Origin of the sequence: Burkholderia sp. MSMB0856, assembly GCF_001524645.2 — a bacterium.
Lineage (GTDB): Bacteria > Pseudomonadota > Gammaproteobacteria > Burkholderiales > Burkholderiaceae > Burkholderia > Burkholderia diffusa.
In genome coordinates this window covers 627,530-643,077 of sequence record NZ_CP013429.1, presented here as the reverse complement: position 1 = coordinate 643,077, position 15,548 = coordinate 627,530, and the positions used below count along the sequence as shown (strand labels likewise).

The following is a 15,548-nucleotide window of genomic DNA, read 5'->3' as shown; positions in this document are numbered from 1 at the left end:
TGGAAACAAGGAGACTGGCAATGAAACAGTGGATGGCGGCGCTTGCGGTGGCGCTGACGGCAACGACGGTGGCAGGCGTCGCGCATGCCGGCGACTGGACGGGCAAGGAGATCCGCCTCGCGGTCGATCCCACGTATCCGCCGCTCGAATACAAGCAGCCCGACGGCACGCTGACCGGCTTCGGGATCGACATCACGAACGCGTTGTGCGCGGAGCTGCATGCGCGCTGCGTGTGGGTCGAGTCGAGTTTCGACGGGATGATTCCGGGGCTGCTCGCGCGCAAGTTCGACGTGATCGCGTCGTCGATGACGATCACGCCGAAGCGGATGCAGCAGATTGCGTTCACCAACCGGATCTCGAATGCGCCGGCGCGGCTGATCGCGCGCAAGGGTTCGCCGTTGCTGCCGACGGCTGCGTCGCTGAAGGGCAAGCGGGTCGGCGTCGAGCAGGGTTCCGCGCAGGCCGACTATGCGATCGCGAACTGGCAGCCGGCGGGCGTGCAGATCGAGTCGTACCAGAACCAGGATCAGGTCTATGCCGATCTCGTGACCGGGCGGCTCGACGCGGCGTTCCAGGCATCGATCGCGGCGAGCGACGGTTTCCTGAAGAAGCCGCAGGGCAAGGATTTCATGTTCGTCGGCGCGGCGATCGACGACGCGAAGTATTTCGGGCAGGGCGATGGCCTCGGGCTGCGCAAGCAGGACACCGACCTGCGCGATGCATTCAACCGCGCGCTGGCGGCGATTCTCGCGAACGGCACGTATCAGCGGATCAACCGCAAGTATTTCGACTTCGACATCTACGGCACGAAGTAAGACGCGCCGACCCGTATCGAGCGGGTAGCGACCATCATATCAATAAGGAAAACGAATGAACTGGAGATTGTTTTTCGTCGCGATGCCGGCACTTTGTGCTGCGCCGGCCTTCGCGCAGAGCAGCGTCACGCTGTACGGGCTGATCGACGCGGGCATCGACTACACGAACAACGTCGGTGGCCACGGCGCATGGCAGATGGCGAGCGGTTTCGCGCAGGGCAGCCGCTGGGGTCTCAAAGGGTCCGAGGATCTCGGTGGCGGCTACAGCGCGCTGTTCCAGATCGAGAGCGGCTTCAACGTGAACAGCGGCACGCTCGCGCAGGGCGGCCGCATGTTCGGGCGGCAGGCTTACGTCGGGCTGGGCAGCACGCGCTTCGGCACGCTGACGCTCGGCCGGCAATATGACTCGGTCGTCGACTATCTCGCGCCGACGACCGCGAATGGCAACTGGGGTGTCTATCCGTTCTCGCATCCGCTCGACAACGACAATACCGGCAATACGTTTCGCGTGAACAACACGGTCAAGTACGCGAGCCCGGATTTTGCCGGCTTCTCGTTCGGCGGCACGTACAGCTTCAGCAACGACACCGGGTTCGCGAACAACCGGCAGTGGAGCGTCGGCGCGCAGTACGAGCAGGGTGGCCTGCTCGTCGGCGCGGCGTTCCTGAATGCGGACAACCCGGGCGCGACGGCCGGCGGCGCGATCGCGGGCTCGGGGTCGGTCGGCGCGGATGCGAACTTCGCGTCGGCGCGGCTGCGGATCTTCGGGGCGGGCGTCAACTACACGGCAGGGCCTGCGACGGTCGGGTTCGCCTATACGAACAGCAACGTCACGCGGCCGACCGCGAACGTCGGCTACCTGTTCGGCGACGAGACGATCGAACCGGTGACGGGGCCGCTCGCGGGCGGTACGGTCACGGCGATCAAGTATCAGAACTTCGAAGTGAACGGCAAATACCAGTTCACGCCGGCGTTCTTCGTGGGCGCGCAGTATGTGTATACGACCGTGCGCTACGAGGCGACCACGGGCAGCGCGAAACCGAAGATCCATTCGATCGGGCTGATGGCGGACTACAACCTGTCGAAGCGCACCGACGTCTATCTGATGGGCGCGTACCAGCGGGTTGCCGGTGACGCGACCGGCTCGTCGCTCGACCAGGCATATGTCCCGGGGGCGGCCGATCTGTCGTCGACGTCGAAGCAGTTGATGGTGCATGCGGGGATTCGGCACAAGTTCTGACCGGATCGGGATCGAAAGCGGGACGGCCGGCCATTCAGGCAGAAACGCGAGCGTGAACGGCTGGCCGGTGCGCGACGTCGACGCGGCGCGCTCCGTGAGTCAACCCCGCGCCACCCCCGTCGATTCCCGCACGACGCGCTCCGGCGCCCCGATCGCATGTGCCGCCCCAGCCGGCTCGACCCCGTCGATCATGTCGAGCGTCAGCGCGATCGCCCGCGCGGGCAACGCTGCAGGAGCGCAGCCGCCGATGCCGACGCAAAGAACGCGTGCGCTGCCTGCTATCCGCGAATACCGACCCGATACCGGGTCGTCTGGCGATAGGTCTGGCCCGGATGAAGGATGGTTTCGTCGCGCAACGCGTCCATGTTGACCTGGTTCGGATAGAACCCGGCTTCGACGCACAGCGCCGCATGCCGCACGCACGGGATGCCGCCGCCCACGCGCACGCCATCCAGATAGTTGCCCGTATAGAGCTGCAGTCCGCGCTGATCCGTCGACACGGTGAGCTCCCGACCGCTTTCCGGATCGTAGATCGATGCGACGGGCCGCACGCCGCGCGTAGGGTCGCGCAGCACGTAACAGTGGTCGAAGCCGCGCCCGCGCGCGAGCTGCGCATGCGGCCAGTCGAGGCGGGCGCCGATCGGCGCGCTCTGCCGGAAATCGAACGCGGTACCGGTCACGTCAGCCGTGCCGGTCGGGATCAGCGCGTCGTCGACTTCGACGAACGCGTCGGCGTCGACCTGCAGCAGGTGGCCGCGCACGTCGCTGCCCGCGCGTCCGCTGAGGTTGAAGTAGCTGTGATTCGTGAGGTTCAGCGGGGTCGGCGCATCGGTTCGTGCCGAATAGTCGATCGTCAGCGTGCCGTCGTCGTCGAGCACGTAGCGCACCTGCACGCTCACGTTGCCGGGGAATCCCGCATCGCCTTCAGGCGAATCGAGCCGCAGCGTCAGCTCGCCGCGGTCGTCGATCACGTCCCAGCGCGCGCGATGAAAGCCGCTTGCGCCGCCGTGCAGCAGATTACCGTTCTCGTTGCGGTCGAGCGTGTAATCGATGCCGTCGAGCGTGAAGCGCGCGTCCGCGATCCGGTTGGCCCAGCGGCCGACCGTCGCGCCGAGGTACGCACCCGATTCGAGGTACTCGGCCGGCGTGTCGTGCGCCAGCACGATATCGGCGAAGCGCCCCGTGCGGTCGGGGGCGAGCCACGACACGACGGTCGCGCCGAGATCGCTCACGACGACGCGCATGCCGTGCGCGTTGCGCAGCGTGTAGCGCCGCACTGGGTCGCCGCCAGGCAGCGTGCCCCACGGTTCGGACGGAATGCGGCCGACGTCGGATGCCGGGCGGGGGGAGTCGGTGTCGATATGCATGTGTGGGTTCGCTCGTGAGCGGTGAATTCAGTGAGCCGATGCCGCGCGTTCCTGGTACTCGCGCGGCGTGCAGCCGAGTTCGCGGCGGAACACCGCGTACATGTATTGCAGCGACGTGAAGCCGCAGCGGATCGCGACCTCCGCGCTCGACGCATTGCGGCTCGCGAGCAGCGCCTGCGCAGCCTCGATCTTGTGACGCAGGATTTCCTGGTGCACGGTGCGCTGCAGTTCGCGCCGGAAGTGCTCTTCGAGCAGCGAGCGCGACACGCCGACATAGTCGGCGACCTGTTCGGTCTTGATCCCCTGGCACGCATACTGCCGGATGAAATGCCGGGCGCGCATCACGTGCGGGCTCGCGAGTGGCTGGTGGCGCGTCGATTCGAGCACGTTGATGCCGACCGGCGGCACGAGGATGCGCTGCCCGGGAAACCTTGTGCCGCGCAGCATCCGGTGCAGAAGGTGCGCGGCGGTGCGGCCCATTTCCTCGGTGCCCTGGATCACCGACGACAGCGGAATGCGCGTCAGCGTGCGCGTGAGCGGATCGTTGTCGATGCCGATGATCGCGACCTGTTCCGGCACCGCGATGCCGGCGAGCAGGCACGCCTGCAGCAGATGCCGCGCGCGCGCATCCGTGACCGCGATCACGCCGACGGGCTTCGGCAGCGCATGCAGCCAGCCGATCAGCTGCTCGATCGCGTGATTCCAGCCCGATGCGCTCGTCGACACGCCGCGGTAGATCGGCGCGTCGAGCCCGTCCGCGCGCGCGAGCCGGTCGAACGCGAGCTCACGCTGCTGCGCCCAGCGGTTCTCCTGCGCGACCGGCAGGCTGTACATCGCGAAATGCGCGAGCCCCGCGCCGATCAGGTGCGTATAGGCGAGCGACACGAGCTTCGGGTTGTCCGTCGCAATATATGGGACGCCGTCCGGGTACTGCGCCGGATCCTCGTACGACGAGCCGACCGCGACGATCGGCAGCGGTGAGCCGGCAAGCGCGTCGGCGACGGCCGGATCGTCGAAGTCCGCGATGATGCCGTCGCCGTCGAAGCGTTCGATGCCGGCGAGCCGGCAGCGGAAGTCGTCTTCGAGGAACAGGTCCCACACGACGCGCGTCGTGTGCAGGTACTGGCCGATGCCGCTGATGATCTCGCGGTCATAGACCTTGTTCGCGTTGAACAGAAGCGCGATGCGGTGCGGCGTCTGGGCGGAAGAGGCACGGGTCATGTCGGTCTCGGGGTGGGCGCCGCTCGGGCGTCTCGCCATTGTCTCCGGGGCGCGCGGGCGGTGCCGCGCGGTTCTCTGGTGTCCGGCGATTGTAGGACGGAACGCACGCCGCGCGCAGCGGCTGGCAAGAAACGTTAAGCGTGCTGCGCAATTTCGCAATTGCCGGCCGGCAGTCGCGCGGGCACGATCCAGCCAACCGGATTCGGCCGCGTGCGTCATCGCGATGCGCGTTGCGCTGCAACAAGACCCAGCACGGAGACACCATGTCGTATTTCGAACACATTCCCGCCATTCGCTACGAAGGTCCGCAGTCGGACAACCCGCTGGCGTACCACTATTACGACCCCGAGAAACGTGTGCTCGGCAAGACGCTCGCCGAGCATCTGCGGATCGCGGTCTGCTACTGGCACACGTTCGTATGGCCGGGGCACGACATCTTCGGGCAGGGCGCGTTCCGGCGGCCGTGGCAGCAGCCGGGCGACGCGCTCGAACGTGCGCGGATGAAAGCCGATGCCGCATTCGAGTTCTTCACGAAGCTCGGCACGCCTTTCTACACGTTCCACGACACCGACGTCGCGCCGGAAGGCGACAGCCTGCGCGAGTACGCGGCCAATTTCGCACGGATGGTCGACTATCTCGGCGAGCGCCAGCAGGCGAGCGGCGTGCGGCTGCTGTGGGGCACGGCGAACCTGTTCTCGCACCCACGGTTCGCGGCCGGCGCCGCGACGAATCCGAACCCCGACGTGTTCGCGTGGGCCGCGACCCAGGTGTGCCACGCGCTCGACGCGACACACCGGCTCGGCGGCGAGAACTACGTGTTGTGGGGCGGCCGCGAAGGGTACGAGACGCTGCTCAATACCGACCTCAAGCGCGAGCGCGATCAGTTCGCGCGTTTCCTGTCGATGGTCGTCGAGCACAAGCACCGGATCGGCTTCAAGGGTGCGCTGCTGATCGAGCCGAAACCGCAAGAGCCGACCAAGCATCAATACGACTACGACGTCGCGACCGTGCACGGCTTCCTCGTGCAGTACGGACTGCAGAACGAGATTCGCGTCAACATCGAGGCGAACCACGCGACGCTCGCCGGCCACTCGTTCCATCACGAGATCGCGAACGCGTTCGCACTCGGCGTGTTCGGCAGCGTCGACGCGAACCGCGGCGATCCGCAGAACGGTTGGGACACCGACCAGTTCCCGAACAGCGTCGAGGAACTGACGCTCGCGTTCTACGAGATCCTGCGCCACGGCGGCTTCACGACCGGCGGGATGAACTTCGACGCGAAGGTGCGGCGCCAGAGCATCGATCCGGAAGACCTGTTCTACGGCCACGTCGGCGCGATCGACGTGCTCGCGCTCGCGCTCGAACGCGCGGCCGTGCTGGTCGAGAACGACCGGCTCGATGCGTTGCGCAGGCAGCGTTACGCGCAGTGGGACGACGCGTTCGGCCGCAAGATCCTGTCGGGCGGCTATACGCTGCAGTCGCTCGCGGACGACGCGCTCGCGCGCGGCGTGGACCCGCGGCATGTGAGCGGCGCGCAGGAGCGGCTCGAGAACATCGTGAACCAGGCGATCTACGGGCTGCGCTGACGCCATGTATATCGGACTCGATCTCGGCACGTCGGGCGTGAAGGCGGTGCTGCTCGACCGCGACGGTGTGGTGCGGGCGAGCGCGAGCCGGCCGCTGACGGTGAGCCGGCCGCGGCCGCGCTGGTCCGAACAGGCGCCGCGCGACTGGTGGGATGCCGCGTGCGGCGCGCTGGCCGCGGTTGTCGATGAGGCACGCGCGGCCGACATCGATCCGCGCGACATCGACGCGCTGGGACTGACCGGGCAGATGCACGGCGCGACGCTGCTCGATGCGCACCGCGACGTGCTGCGCCCCGCGATCCTGTGGAACGACGGCCGTGCGGACGCGGAGTGCGCGGAACTCGAGCGGCTCGTACCCGCGCTGCGCGCGGTGACGGGCAACGTCGCGATGCCGGGCTTCACCGCGCCGAAGCTGCTGTGGGTGCGTCGCCACGAGCCCGACGTGTTTGCGCGCATCGCACACGTGCTGCTGCCGAAGGATTACCTGCGCTACCGGCTGACCGGCGCGTTCGCGACCGATCCGTCGGATGCCGCCGGCACGCTCTGGCTCGACGTCGCGAAGCGCGACTACGACGATACGCTGCTCGCCGCGTGCGGGCTGTCGCGCGCGCAGATGCCGGCCGTGTTCGAGGGCAACCGCGTGACCGGCACGCTGCTGCCGGCCGTCGCGCGCGCGCTCGGGCTGCGCGAGATTCCGGTGGTCGCCGGCGGCGGCGACAACGCGGCAGGCGCGGCGGGCGTCGGGATCGTGCGGCCCGGCGACGCGTTGCTGTCGCTCGGCACGTCGGGCGTCTATTTCGCGGTGTCGGACGGGTTTCGCGCGAATCCGGAATCGGCGGTGCACAGCTTCTGCCACGCACTGCCCGATACCTGGCATCTGATGTCGGTGATGCTGAACGCGGCCGGCTGCATCGACTTCACCGCGCAACTGGCCGGTTACGACGGCGTTGCCGCACTCCTTGCCGATGCCGAGGCGAACGCACGCGCCAGTCGCCCATGGTTCCTGCCTTACCTGAGCGGCGAGCGCACGCCGCACAACGACGTGAATGCGAAGGGCGTGTTTTACGGGCTCACGCCCGACACGCAGCGCGCGGATCTCGCGAACGCAACGCTCGAAGGCGTCGGCTTCGCGTTGCTCGACGGCATCGACGCGCTGCATGCGGCCGGACTGGCGCCCGACGGCATCACGGTGATCGGCGGCGGCTCGCGCAGCGCGTACTGGACGCAGATGCTCGCCGACCTGAGCGGTCGCGCGCTGACGCTGCGCGCGGGCGGCGAGGTCGGCCCGGCGCTCGGTGCCGCACGGCTCGCGCGTCTCGCGCTCGAACCGGATGCGTCGCTCGACGACGTGTGTCCGCAGCCGCCGATCGTCGCGGTGCGCGAGCCCGATCCCGCGCGACACGCGTGGTATCGCGACGCGCGACGGCCGACGTTTCGCGCGCTTTACCGCGCGCTCGAGCCGGTGTTTGCGACGGGCGCATGACCGGCGCTTCGCCGGTGCGATCCCGTGCTTTGCAGTGACTCGATGCGGGCGGCGCATTCCCGCGGCCGCCCGGTGTTCGTGAGTTGTCCAATAACAAGGAGTGGAGACATGAAATCCGTGACGCGTCGTACCGTATTGAGTTCCCTTGCCGGCGCGGCAGCGCTGGCGCTCTTCGCGCTCGGCGCGCCGCTCGCGCATGCGAGCAAGGACAAGCCCGAGATCGGCTTCTGCATCGACGACCTGCGCGTCGAGCGCTGGTCGCGCGATCGCGACTATTTCGTCGCGGCCGCGACGAAGCTCGGCGCGAAGGTGTCGGTGCAGTCGGCCGATGCGAGCGAGGAGCGGCAGATTTCGCAGATCGAGAACCTGATCTCGCGCGGCGTCGACGTGATCGTGATCGTGCCGTTCAATTCGAAGACGCTCGGCAACGTCGTCGCCGAAGCGAGGAAGGCCGGCATCAAGGTCGTGTCGTACGACCGTCTGATCCTCGATGCGGACGTCGACGCGTACATCTCGTTCGACAACGAGAAGGTCGGCGAACTGCAGGCGAAGGGCGTGTTCGATGCAAAGCCGAAGGGCAACTATTTCCTGCTCGGCGGCGCGCCGACCGACAACAACGCGAAGATGCTGCGCGAGGGTCAGTTGAAGGTGCTGAAGCCGGCGATCGATCGCGGCGACATCAAGGTCGTCGGCCAGCAGTGGGTGCCCGAATGGAGCGCATCGACCGCACTGCGCATCGTCGAGGATGCGCTCACCGCAAACAACAACCGGATCGACGCGATCGTCGCGTCGAACGACGGCACCGCGGGCGGCGCGATCCAGGCGCTCGCCGCGCAACATCTGGCCGGCAAGGTGCCGGTGTCGGGGCAGGATGCGGACCTCGCGGCGGTCAAGCGCGTGATCGCCGGCACGCAGACGATGACCGTCTACAAGCCGCTGAAGCTGATCGCCAGCGAAGCCGCGAAGCTCGCGGTCGATCTTGCGAAGGGCACGAAGCCCGCGTTCAACGCGCAATACGACAACGGGAAGAAGAAGGTCGACACGGTGCTTTTGCAGCCGACGCTGCTGACCAAGCGCAACGTCGACGTCGTCGTGAAGGACGGCTTCTATACCCAGGCCCAGCTCGCGAGCCAGTAACGGCACGACGGGCAGGATGCATGCGGCCGGCTAGGTGCGGCCGGCCGCATGCTCACTGCGAGGCAATGAACGTATGACCGAACCCTTGCTGACGATGCGCGGCATCGTCAAGGCATTCGATGGCGTGAAGGCGCTCGACGGAATCGATCTGACCGTGCGCCCCGGCGAGTGCGTCGGGCTGTGCGGCGAGAACGGCGCCGGCAAGTCGACGTTGATGAAGGTGCTGTCGGGCGTCTACCCGCACGGCACGTGGGATGGCGAGATCCGCTGGGAAGGCGCGCCGCTCGTCGCGTCCGGCGTGCGCGATACCGAGCGCGCGGGCATCGTGATCATCCACCAGGAACTGATGCTCGTGCCCGAGCTGTCGGTCGCGGAGAACATTTTCCTCGGCAACGAGATCACGCTGCCCGGCGGGCGCATGCACTACGCGGAGATGGTGCGGCGTTCCGAGGCGCTGTTGCGCGAGCTGCGGATCGACGCGATCAACGTCGCACAGCCGGTGATGAACTACGGCGGCGGCCACCAGCAGCTGATCGAGATCGCGAAGGCGCTGAACAAGCGCGCGAAGCTGCTGATTCTCGACGAGCCGTCGTCGTCGCTGAGTGCGGCCGAGACGCGCATCCTGCTCGACATCGTGCGCGACCTGAAGCGGCGCGGCGTCGCATGCGTGTACATCTCGCACAAGCTCGACGAAGTGGACGCGGTGTGCGACACCGTGACCGTGATCCGCGACGGCCGCCACGTGGCGACCGAGCCGATGCGCGGGATGACGACCGACCGGATCATCGCGATGATGGTCGGCCGTGAGATCCGCAACCTGTATCCGCGCGAGCCGCACGAGATCGGCGACGTCGTGCTGGAAGCGCGCAACGTCACCTGTCACGACGTGGCGAACCCGCGCCGCAAGCGCGTCGACGACGTGTCGTTCAGCGTGCGGCGCGGCGAGATTCTCGGCGTCGCCGGGCTCGTCGGCGCCGGCCGCACCGAGCTGATGCAGGCGATCTTCGGCGCGTATCCGGGCGCGAGCGCGGCGACGGTGCGGATGAACGGAAGGCCGCTCGCGGTCCGTTCGCCGGCCGATGCGATCCGCGCGGGGATCGCGATGGTGCCCGAGGACCGCAAGCGTCACGGGATCGTGCCGCAGCTCGGCGTCGGCCACAACATCACGTTGTCGGTGCTGCGCCGTTTCGCCGCCCACGGGCGGATCGACGCGGCCGCCGAACTCGACGCGATCCGCACCGAGATGCAGCGGCTGTCGGTGCGTGCCGCGCATCCGTTCCTGCCGATCGCGAGCCTGTCCGGCGGCAACCAGCAGAAGGCGGTGCTCGCCAGGATGCTGCTGGCCGACCCGCAGGTGCTGATCCTCGACGAGCCGACCCGCGGTGTCGACGTGGGCGCCAAGGCCGAAATCTACCGGCTGATCTTCGCGCTCGCGCAACGCGGCGTCGCGCTGATCGTCGTGTCGTCGGAGTTGCCGGAAGTGCTCGGGCTTGCCGATCGCGTGCTCGTGATCGGAGAAGGCGAGCTGCGCGGCGATTTCGTCAATGACGGTCTCACGCAGGAACAGATACTCGGCGCCGCGCTGAAGCCCGCGCGGCAGCCGGCCGAACCCATTGCAGCGAGTGCCACATGAATAGCGAACTTTCCTCCTCTTCCGCCGTGCCGCCGGACGCCGACGCGCGCCGCACGCATCGCCATCCGCTTCGACAGATCTTCGTGCGCTACAAGGTGCTTGCACTGCTGTTCGCGGTCGCGGCGATCTGGGTGTTTTTCTCGGTGCTGACCGACGGCGCGTTCGTCACGCCGCGCAACGTGTCGAACCTGCTGCGGCAGATGTCGATCACCGGGATGCTCGCATGCGGGATGGTGTTCGTGATCATCGCGGGCGAGATCGACCTGTCGGTCGGCTCGCTGCTCGGCCTGCTCGGCGGCATTGCGGCGATCCTCGACGTCAATCGCCACTGGCCCGTGGCCGCGACGGTGCCGGCCGTGCTCGCGCTCGGCGTGCTGGTCGGGTTGTTCAACGGCTGGTGGTCGACCTACCGGCGCGTGCCGTCGTTCATCGTCGGGCTGGGCGGGATGCTCGCGTTCCGAGGCATTCTGCTCGGCGTGACGGGCGGCTCGACGATCGCGCCGGTGTCCGACGGCTTCGTGTTCCTCGGGCAGGGCTATCTGCCGCGCGCGGCCGGCGACGGCCTCGCGGTGCTGCTGTTCGCGCTCGTCGCGCTGCTGGTCGTCCGGCAACGCGGCACGCGGCACCGCTATCGGCTCGCGGTCGCGCCGCTGTGGCAGGACGTCGCGAAAATCGTCGGCGCCGGCGCGGTGCTGTTCGCGTTCGTCGCGACGCTCGACCGCTACGGCGGCATCCCGGTGCCCGTGCTGCTGCTGCTCGCGCTGCTCGGCGCGTTTTCGTGGATCGCGACGCAGACCGTGTTCGGCCGGCGCATCTATGCGGTGGGGTCGAACCTGGAGGCGACGCGGCTGTCGGGCGTCGACACCGATCGTGTGAAGCTCGCGATCTTCGCGCTGATGGGGCTGATGTGCGCGTTCGCGGGCATCGTCAACACCGCGCGGCTCGCGGCCGGCTCGCCGTCGGCCGGCACGATGGGCGAGCTCGACGCGATCGCCGCATGCTTCATCGGCGGCACGTCGATGCGCGGCGGGTCGGGCACCGTCTATGGCGCGCTGATCGGCGCGCTCGTGATGGCGAGCCTCGACAACGGGATGTCGATGCTCGACGTCGACGCATACTGGCAGATGATCGTCAAGGGCGCGGTGCTGGTGCTGGCGGTGTGGATCGACGTCGTGTCGCGTTCGAACCGGCGGTGAGGCTGTCTTCGTGGAGGCGCTTGCCGCTTACCGCAGCGGCGCGCCCCACGCCGCCGTCACGTTGCCGCCGAGCCGCCATTCGCTGAACGGGCGGCGCGGCGCAATGATCGCCGGCAGGCGGCGATCGCCGAAGCGCGCGTAGTAAGGTTCGACCCAGGCGAGCTCGTCGCGCAGCGTCCACGGGAACAGCTCCTGGCGGATCGGCGTGATTTTCGCGAAGCTCGCGGGATCGTCCACCGCGTCGATCACGAGATTCGCGAGACGGCCGATCGCGCCATCGTTTTCCCGATAGAGATTGATATGGCGCCGTTGCACGAGTTCGGCCGCGAACACGAGCGGCAGCAGCGCGAACGTGTGGTAGTGCAGCGCGCGGTTGCCGCGTTTCACTTCGCGCGCGAGCGCACCGTCGGGGCCGATGTCGCGAATGCCCTCGCGCACTCTCAGCAGCCCCGAATCGACGAGGTTTGCGTTGTTCGTCACGGTGCCGATCGCGATCAGGTCGAGCCCGGCCCAGTACACGAGATTGTTGTGCAGATGGTTGATCGCCTCCGAATCGCGGGTGGCGATCGCGATCCGTTCGAGCCACGGGCCGATTGCATCGAGCCGCGCGCGGTTTGCGTCGCGCACGTCGCGCGGCATGCGCAGGATCACCATCGCAAAGTCGGTGCCGGCCCACGAACGCTCGTAGTAGCCCTGATAACCGGAGATCGGCCCCATCAGCGCGTCGGCTTGCGCCCAGCTTTCGAGCTGCATCACCGCGCACGACCAGTCGCCGTTGTCAGCCGACACATTGAGCCGCGCGATGAAATCGCGCATCGGCTTCACCGCGCGCGCATAGCCGGCTGCATCGTCGTAGTAGCCGGGGGGATCGATGCGCGTGACCGGAGCGGGCACGTCGCACGCGCGCGCAGGCGGCACGGCGCACGACAGTGCGGCGGCAGCCAGCAGCATGGCGAACAGCGGGCGTTTCGTCGGATGGCGCATGCGGGCCTCGTCGATGACGGTGAAAGGGCACGCAGGCCGTGGCGGGCCGAGCGGCGAGCCGCGCCCGCTTACGCGAGGGACGTGCCGCACGCAGTCTAGCGTCGAGGTCTTTCATCCGCCTTTCTCGATGAACGCCTGTTGCTCGACATCCGCCTTGATGAAATCGACGAAGGCCCGCAGCGGAGCCGGCACGAAACGCCGCCCCGGATAGTACAGATACGGGCCGGAGAACGGCCGCCACCAGCCGTCGAGCACGGGCTCGAGCGCGCCGCTCGCGAGATGCGGACGAAGCCAGTCTTCGTAAAGATGCACGATGCCGAGCCCCGCACAGGCGGCGTCCACGACGAGATCGACGGCGCCGCCGATCTGCACGACGAGCGGCCCCGACGGCTCCACGCGGACGACTTCGCCGGCGCGCTCGTATTCCCACGCCGGCATCGCGCCGCTCGCGAACCGGCCGCGCAGGCATGCGTGATCGAGCAGTTCGCGCGGATGGGCAGGACGGCCGCGACGGTCGAGGTAGGCGGGCGCCGCGGCGGTGGCGAAGCGTTGCGAACGCGGGCCGATGGGCACGGCGATCATGTCCTGTTCGAGGCGCTCGTCGTAACGGATGCCCGCGTCGCAGCCGGCCGCGAGGATATCGACGAAGCTTTCGTCCGCCACGATCTCGAGCCGGATCTCCGGATACGCGTCGAGAAAGCGCGGGACGATCGACGGCAGCACGAGCCGCGCCGCGCTCGTCGGTACGTTGAGCTTCAGCGTGCCGACCGGCCGCTCCCGAAACGTATTGACGACGTCGAGCGCCGCCTCGACCTCGCCCAGCGCCGGCGCGAGCCGCGCGAGCAGGCGCTCGCCGGCTTCGGTCGGCGCCACGCTGCGCGTCGTGCGGTGCAGCAGCCGCACGCCGAGTTGCGCCTCCAGCCGGCGCACCGCTTCGCTCAGGCCGGACGCGCTCGCACCGATCGTGCGCGCACCTTCACGAAAGCCTTTCGCACGCGCCACCGCCACGAACGCGTTCAGATCACCCAGATCGACTTGCATTGTTCGCCCTTTCGTACAGGTCGTGCGGATTATGACCGGTTATCGCGCAGCGCGTCGCGGCGTAACCTGCGGCTCATTCATTCGCCACAGGAGCACGCTCATGTCCCCCGTCGTCCAGTCCGGCACGTTTTCCATCGCGGGCCGCCGCGTTCACCGCATCGGGTATGGCGCGATGCAGCTCGCCGGTCCCGGCGTGTTCGGCCCGCCCCGGGACCGCGATGCGGCGCTTGCCGTTCTGCGCGAGGCCGTTGCATCGGGTGTCGACCACATCGACACGAGCGACTTTTACGGCCCGCACGTGACGAACCGGCTGATTCGCGAAGCGTTGCATCCGTATCGCGACGATCTGCTCATCGTGACCAAGATCGGCGCGAGGCGCGGCGAAGACGGTTCGTGGCTGCCGGCATTCTCGGCCGAAGCGCTCGCCGCCGCCGTGCAGGACAACCTGCGCAACCTCGGACTCGACGTGCTCGACGTGGTCAATCTGCGCATCATGTTCGACACGCACGGCCCGGCCGAGGGCTCGATCGAGGCGCCGCTGTCCGCGCTGGCCGAACTGCAGCGGCAAGGCTTCGTGCGGCACATCGGGCTGAGCAACGTCACGGCCGCGCAGGTCGCGGAAGGGCGCCGGATCTGCGACATCGTCTGCGTGCAGAACCACTACAACCTCGCGCACCGGGACGACGACGATCTCGTCGACGCGCTTGCCCGCGACGGCATCGCCTACGTACCGTACTTTCCGCTCGGCGGCTTCAATCCGTTGCAGTCGTCCGCGCTCGACACCGTTGCCGCGCGGCTCGGCGCGACGCCGATGCAGACCGCACTCGCGTGGCTGCTGCGCCGCGCGCCGAACATCCTGCTGATTCCGGGAACGTCGTCGGTCGCGCATCTGCGCGAGAATCTCGCCGCCGGCGCGCTGGCGTTGCCGGAGGATGCCGTGCGCGAACTCGACGGCGTCGCGTCCGCCCGCGGTTGAACCCGGTGCGGCCGTCGCGGGGCGGGTGGCCGAAGCGACGCCGGCACGGGACTCAGCGCGCCTGACCCAGCTGCTCGTCGATCGTCCGGGTCAGCGGCGACTGGACGTCGCCGGTGTGTTTCGTCTGCACGGGCTCGATCAGCACGACCCAGCATTCGTCGTCGGCGACCGGATTGTGCTGCGTGCCGCGCGGCACGACGTGCATCGAGCCGGCGGGCAAGTCGACGGCGCGGCCGCCTTCATACTCGATCCTGAGGTGGCCGCGCACGACGAAGAACAGCTCGTCTTCATGCGCATGGTCGTGCCACACGAACTTGCCGCGCACCTTGGCGACTTTCACGTACTGGTCGTTGACCTGCGCGACGACCTTCGGCGACCAGTACTCCGATACATCGGCGAAGGCAGCCTCGAGGTCGAACGATTCGGCAAACGGAACGGCGGGGAGGGTCATCTCGGCTCCAGATTCGGCTGTACGAATACACGATCGAAACCGGCACGTCGCCGATCATCGATTCGTCGGGAAAGCCGATTATATTGACGCGGCCGCCACGCTGCACGACGCCTGAATGCATGCGGCATCCGGCGGCGTTCAGGGGCTACGTCCGGTCGCGATTGCGGGCGCGCGTCGCGCCCGTGATCACCGCGATGCCGAACAGAATGACGGCGACGATCTCGATGATGTGTTGCGACACGTGCAGCGTCATCAGGCCCCATGCCACGCCGGCGATGAAAATGATCCATCCGAGCAGGTAGATAAGCAGAGTCATCGCTTTTCTCCTTGTAATTGCGGGTCATGACGCCGGTTGCCTGCGTTGCAAAACCTGCCGTGCAACCGGCAAACCGGGATGCGCGCATATTTCGTTCCCGGT

14 protein-coding genes and 1 pseudogene are annotated in these 15,548 nt (G+C 67.9%); 8 read left to right on the top strand and 7 right to left on the bottom strand.

Annotated features, from left to right (window positions below):
* Nucleotides 1-20 precede the first annotated feature (20 nt).
* Together WS87_RS31665 and WS87_RS31660 are read left to right on the top strand one after the other, a co-directional pair.
* Entirely contained in the window at nucleotides 21-815 is a 795-nt protein-coding gene (locus tag WS87_RS31665) for an ABC transporter substrate-binding protein (protein WP_059536085.1), read from the top strand.
* A 55-nt stretch (nucleotides 816-870) separates the two neighbouring features.
* The gene (locus WS87_RS31660) at nucleotides 871-2,055 is read left to right on the top strand and encodes a porin (protein ID WP_059820055.1); all 1,185 of its coding nucleotides are present in this window, start codon (nucleotides 871-873) and stop codon (nucleotides 2,053-2,055) included.
* Nucleotides 2,056-2,154: 99 nt separating this feature from the next.
* Here WS87_RS31660 and WS87_RS34610 read toward each other — a convergent pair.
* From WS87_RS34610 to WS87_RS31645, 3 genes and pseudogenes are all read right to left on the bottom strand, one after another.
* Nucleotides 2,155-2,280, bottom strand: a pseudogene (locus tag WS87_RS34610) (LacI family DNA-binding transcriptional regulator); the annotation flags it as partial.
* A gap of 53 nt (nucleotides 2,281-2,333) precedes the next feature.
* Nucleotides 2,334-3,422 carry an aldose epimerase family protein gene (locus WS87_RS31650; RefSeq protein WP_059536093.1) on the bottom strand — a complete coding sequence of 363 codons (1,089 nt, stop codon included), beginning with the start codon at nucleotides 3,420-3,422 and terminating at the stop codon, nucleotides 2,334-2,336.
* A gap of 27 nt (nucleotides 3,423-3,449) precedes the next feature.
* Entirely contained in the window at nucleotides 3,450-4,643 is a 1,194-nt protein-coding gene (locus WS87_RS31645; protein WP_059820056.1) for a XylR family transcriptional regulator, read from the bottom strand.
* Between the two features lie 263 nt (nucleotides 4,644-4,906).
* On the opposite strand from WS87_RS31645, the gene xylA reads away from it, so the two are divergent.
* From xylA to WS87_RS31615, 5 genes are all read left to right on the top strand, one after another.
* Nucleotides 4,907-6,229 (top strand): xylose isomerase, encoded by a 1,323-nt coding sequence (gene xylA / locus WS87_RS31635; protein WP_059820113.1) that lies wholly within the window; start codon nucleotides 4,907-4,909, stop codon nucleotides 6,227-6,229.
* 4 nt (nucleotides 6,230-6,233) lie between these two features.
* Nucleotides 6,234-7,712, top strand: coding sequence for a xylulokinase (gene xylB, locus WS87_RS31630; RefSeq protein ID WP_059820057.1), 1,479 nt, complete (start codon nucleotides 6,234-6,236; stop codon nucleotides 7,710-7,712).
* 108 nt (nucleotides 7,713-7,820) lie between these two features.
* Nucleotides 7,821-8,849, top strand: coding sequence for a D-xylose ABC transporter substrate-binding protein (gene xylF / locus WS87_RS31625; RefSeq protein WP_059536104.1), 1,029 nt, complete (start codon nucleotides 7,821-7,823; stop codon nucleotides 8,847-8,849).
* A gap of 73 nt (nucleotides 8,850-8,922) precedes the next feature.
* Nucleotides 8,923-10,482 carry a D-xylose ABC transporter ATP-binding protein gene (xylG, locus tag WS87_RS31620; RefSeq protein WP_059820058.1) on the top strand — a complete coding sequence of 520 codons (1,560 nt, stop codon included), beginning with the start codon at nucleotides 8,923-8,925 and terminating at the stop codon, nucleotides 10,480-10,482.
* Nucleotides 10,479-11,678 carry a sugar ABC transporter permease gene (locus tag WS87_RS31615; protein WP_059820059.1) on the top strand — a complete coding sequence of 400 codons (1,200 nt, stop codon included), beginning with the start codon at nucleotides 10,479-10,481 and terminating at the stop codon, nucleotides 11,676-11,678. Before xylG ends, WS87_RS31615 begins: the two co-directional genes overlap by 4 nt.
* 27 nt (nucleotides 11,679-11,705) lie before the next feature.
* Here the strand turns inward: WS87_RS31615 and WS87_RS31610 are convergent, their stop codons facing one another.
* Both WS87_RS31610 and WS87_RS31605 read right to left on the bottom strand, forming a co-directional pair.
* Nucleotides 11,706-12,662, bottom strand: a complete 957-nt coding sequence (locus tag WS87_RS31610) for a mannuronate-specific alginate lyase (RefSeq protein WP_059820060.1) — start codon at nucleotides 12,660-12,662, stop codon at nucleotides 11,706-11,708.
* A 111-nt stretch (nucleotides 12,663-12,773) separates the two neighbouring features.
* Nucleotides 12,774-13,703, bottom strand: coding sequence for a LysR family transcriptional regulator (locus tag WS87_RS31605; RefSeq protein ID WP_059536119.1), 930 nt, complete (start codon nucleotides 13,701-13,703; stop codon nucleotides 12,774-12,776).
* Between the two features lie 100 nt (nucleotides 13,704-13,803).
* Between WS87_RS31605 and WS87_RS31600 the strand changes: the two genes are divergently transcribed.
* Nucleotides 13,804-14,679: an aldo/keto reductase family oxidoreductase gene (locus WS87_RS31600; RefSeq protein ID WP_059820061.1), complete on the top strand. Its 876-nt coding sequence runs from the start codon at nucleotides 13,804-13,806 to the stop codon at nucleotides 14,677-14,679.
* Nucleotides 14,680-14,731: 52 nt separating this feature from the next.
* On the opposite strand, the gene WS87_RS31595 is transcribed toward WS87_RS31600, so the two are convergent.
* Nucleotides 14,732-15,130: a cupin domain-containing protein gene (locus WS87_RS31595; RefSeq protein WP_059820062.1), complete on the bottom strand. Its 399-nt coding sequence runs from the start codon at nucleotides 15,128-15,130 to the stop codon at nucleotides 14,732-14,734.
* A 145-nt stretch (nucleotides 15,131-15,275) separates the two neighbouring features.
* Nucleotides 15,276-15,446 carry a hypothetical protein gene (locus tag WS87_RS34115; RefSeq protein WP_162999306.1) on the bottom strand — a complete coding sequence of 57 codons (171 nt, stop codon included), beginning with the start codon at nucleotides 15,444-15,446 and terminating at the stop codon, nucleotides 15,276-15,278.
* Between the last annotated feature and the right edge of the window lie 102 nt (nucleotides 15,447-15,548).

What these genes read in the sequence shown, in the direction of transcription:
- WS87_RS31665 (WP_059536085.1), top strand. Translation starts at nt 21, where the DNA reads ATGAAACAGTGGATGGCGGCGCTTGCGGTGGCGCTGACGGCAACGACG.
- WS87_RS31660 (WP_059820055.1), top strand. Translation starts at nt 871, where the DNA reads ATGAACTGGAGATTGTTTTTCGTCGCGATGCCGGCACTTTGTGCTGCG.
- WS87_RS31650 (WP_059536093.1), bottom strand. Translation starts at nt 3,422, where the DNA reads ATGCATATCGACACCGACTCCCCCCGCCCGGCATCCGACGTCGGCCGC.
- WS87_RS31645 (WP_059820056.1), bottom strand. Translation starts at nt 4,643, where the DNA reads ATGACCCGTGCCTCTTCCGCCCAGACGCCGCACCGCATCGCGCTTCTG.
- xylA (WP_059820113.1), top strand. Translation starts at nt 4,907, where the DNA reads ATGTCGTATTTCGAACACATTCCCGCCATTCGCTACGAAGGTCCGCAG.
- xylB (WP_059820057.1), top strand. Translation starts at nt 6,234, where the DNA reads ATGTATATCGGACTCGATCTCGGCACGTCGGGCGTGAAGGCGGTGCTG.
- xylF (WP_059536104.1), top strand. Translation starts at nt 7,821, where the DNA reads ATGAAATCCGTGACGCGTCGTACCGTATTGAGTTCCCTTGCCGGCGCG.
- xylG (WP_059820058.1), top strand. Translation starts at nt 8,923, where the DNA reads ATGACCGAACCCTTGCTGACGATGCGCGGCATCGTCAAGGCATTCGAT.
- WS87_RS31615 (WP_059820059.1), top strand. Translation starts at nt 10,479, where the DNA reads ATGAATAGCGAACTTTCCTCCTCTTCCGCCGTGCCGCCGGACGCCGAC.
- WS87_RS31610 (WP_059820060.1), bottom strand. Translation starts at nt 12,662, where the DNA reads ATGCGCCATCCGACGAAACGCCCGCTGTTCGCCATGCTGCTGGCTGCC.
- WS87_RS31605 (WP_059536119.1), bottom strand. Translation starts at nt 13,703, where the DNA reads ATGCAAGTCGATCTGGGTGATCTGAACGCGTTCGTGGCGGTGGCGCGT.
- WS87_RS31600 (WP_059820061.1), top strand. Translation starts at nt 13,804, where the DNA reads ATGTCCCCCGTCGTCCAGTCCGGCACGTTTTCCATCGCGGGCCGCCGC.
- WS87_RS31595 (WP_059820062.1), bottom strand. Translation starts at nt 15,130, where the DNA reads ATGACCCTCCCCGCCGTTCCGTTTGCCGAATCGTTCGACCTCGAGGCT.
- WS87_RS34115 (WP_162999306.1), bottom strand. Translation starts at nt 15,446, where the DNA reads ATGACTCTGCTTATCTACCTGCTCGGATGGATCATTTTCATCGCCGGC.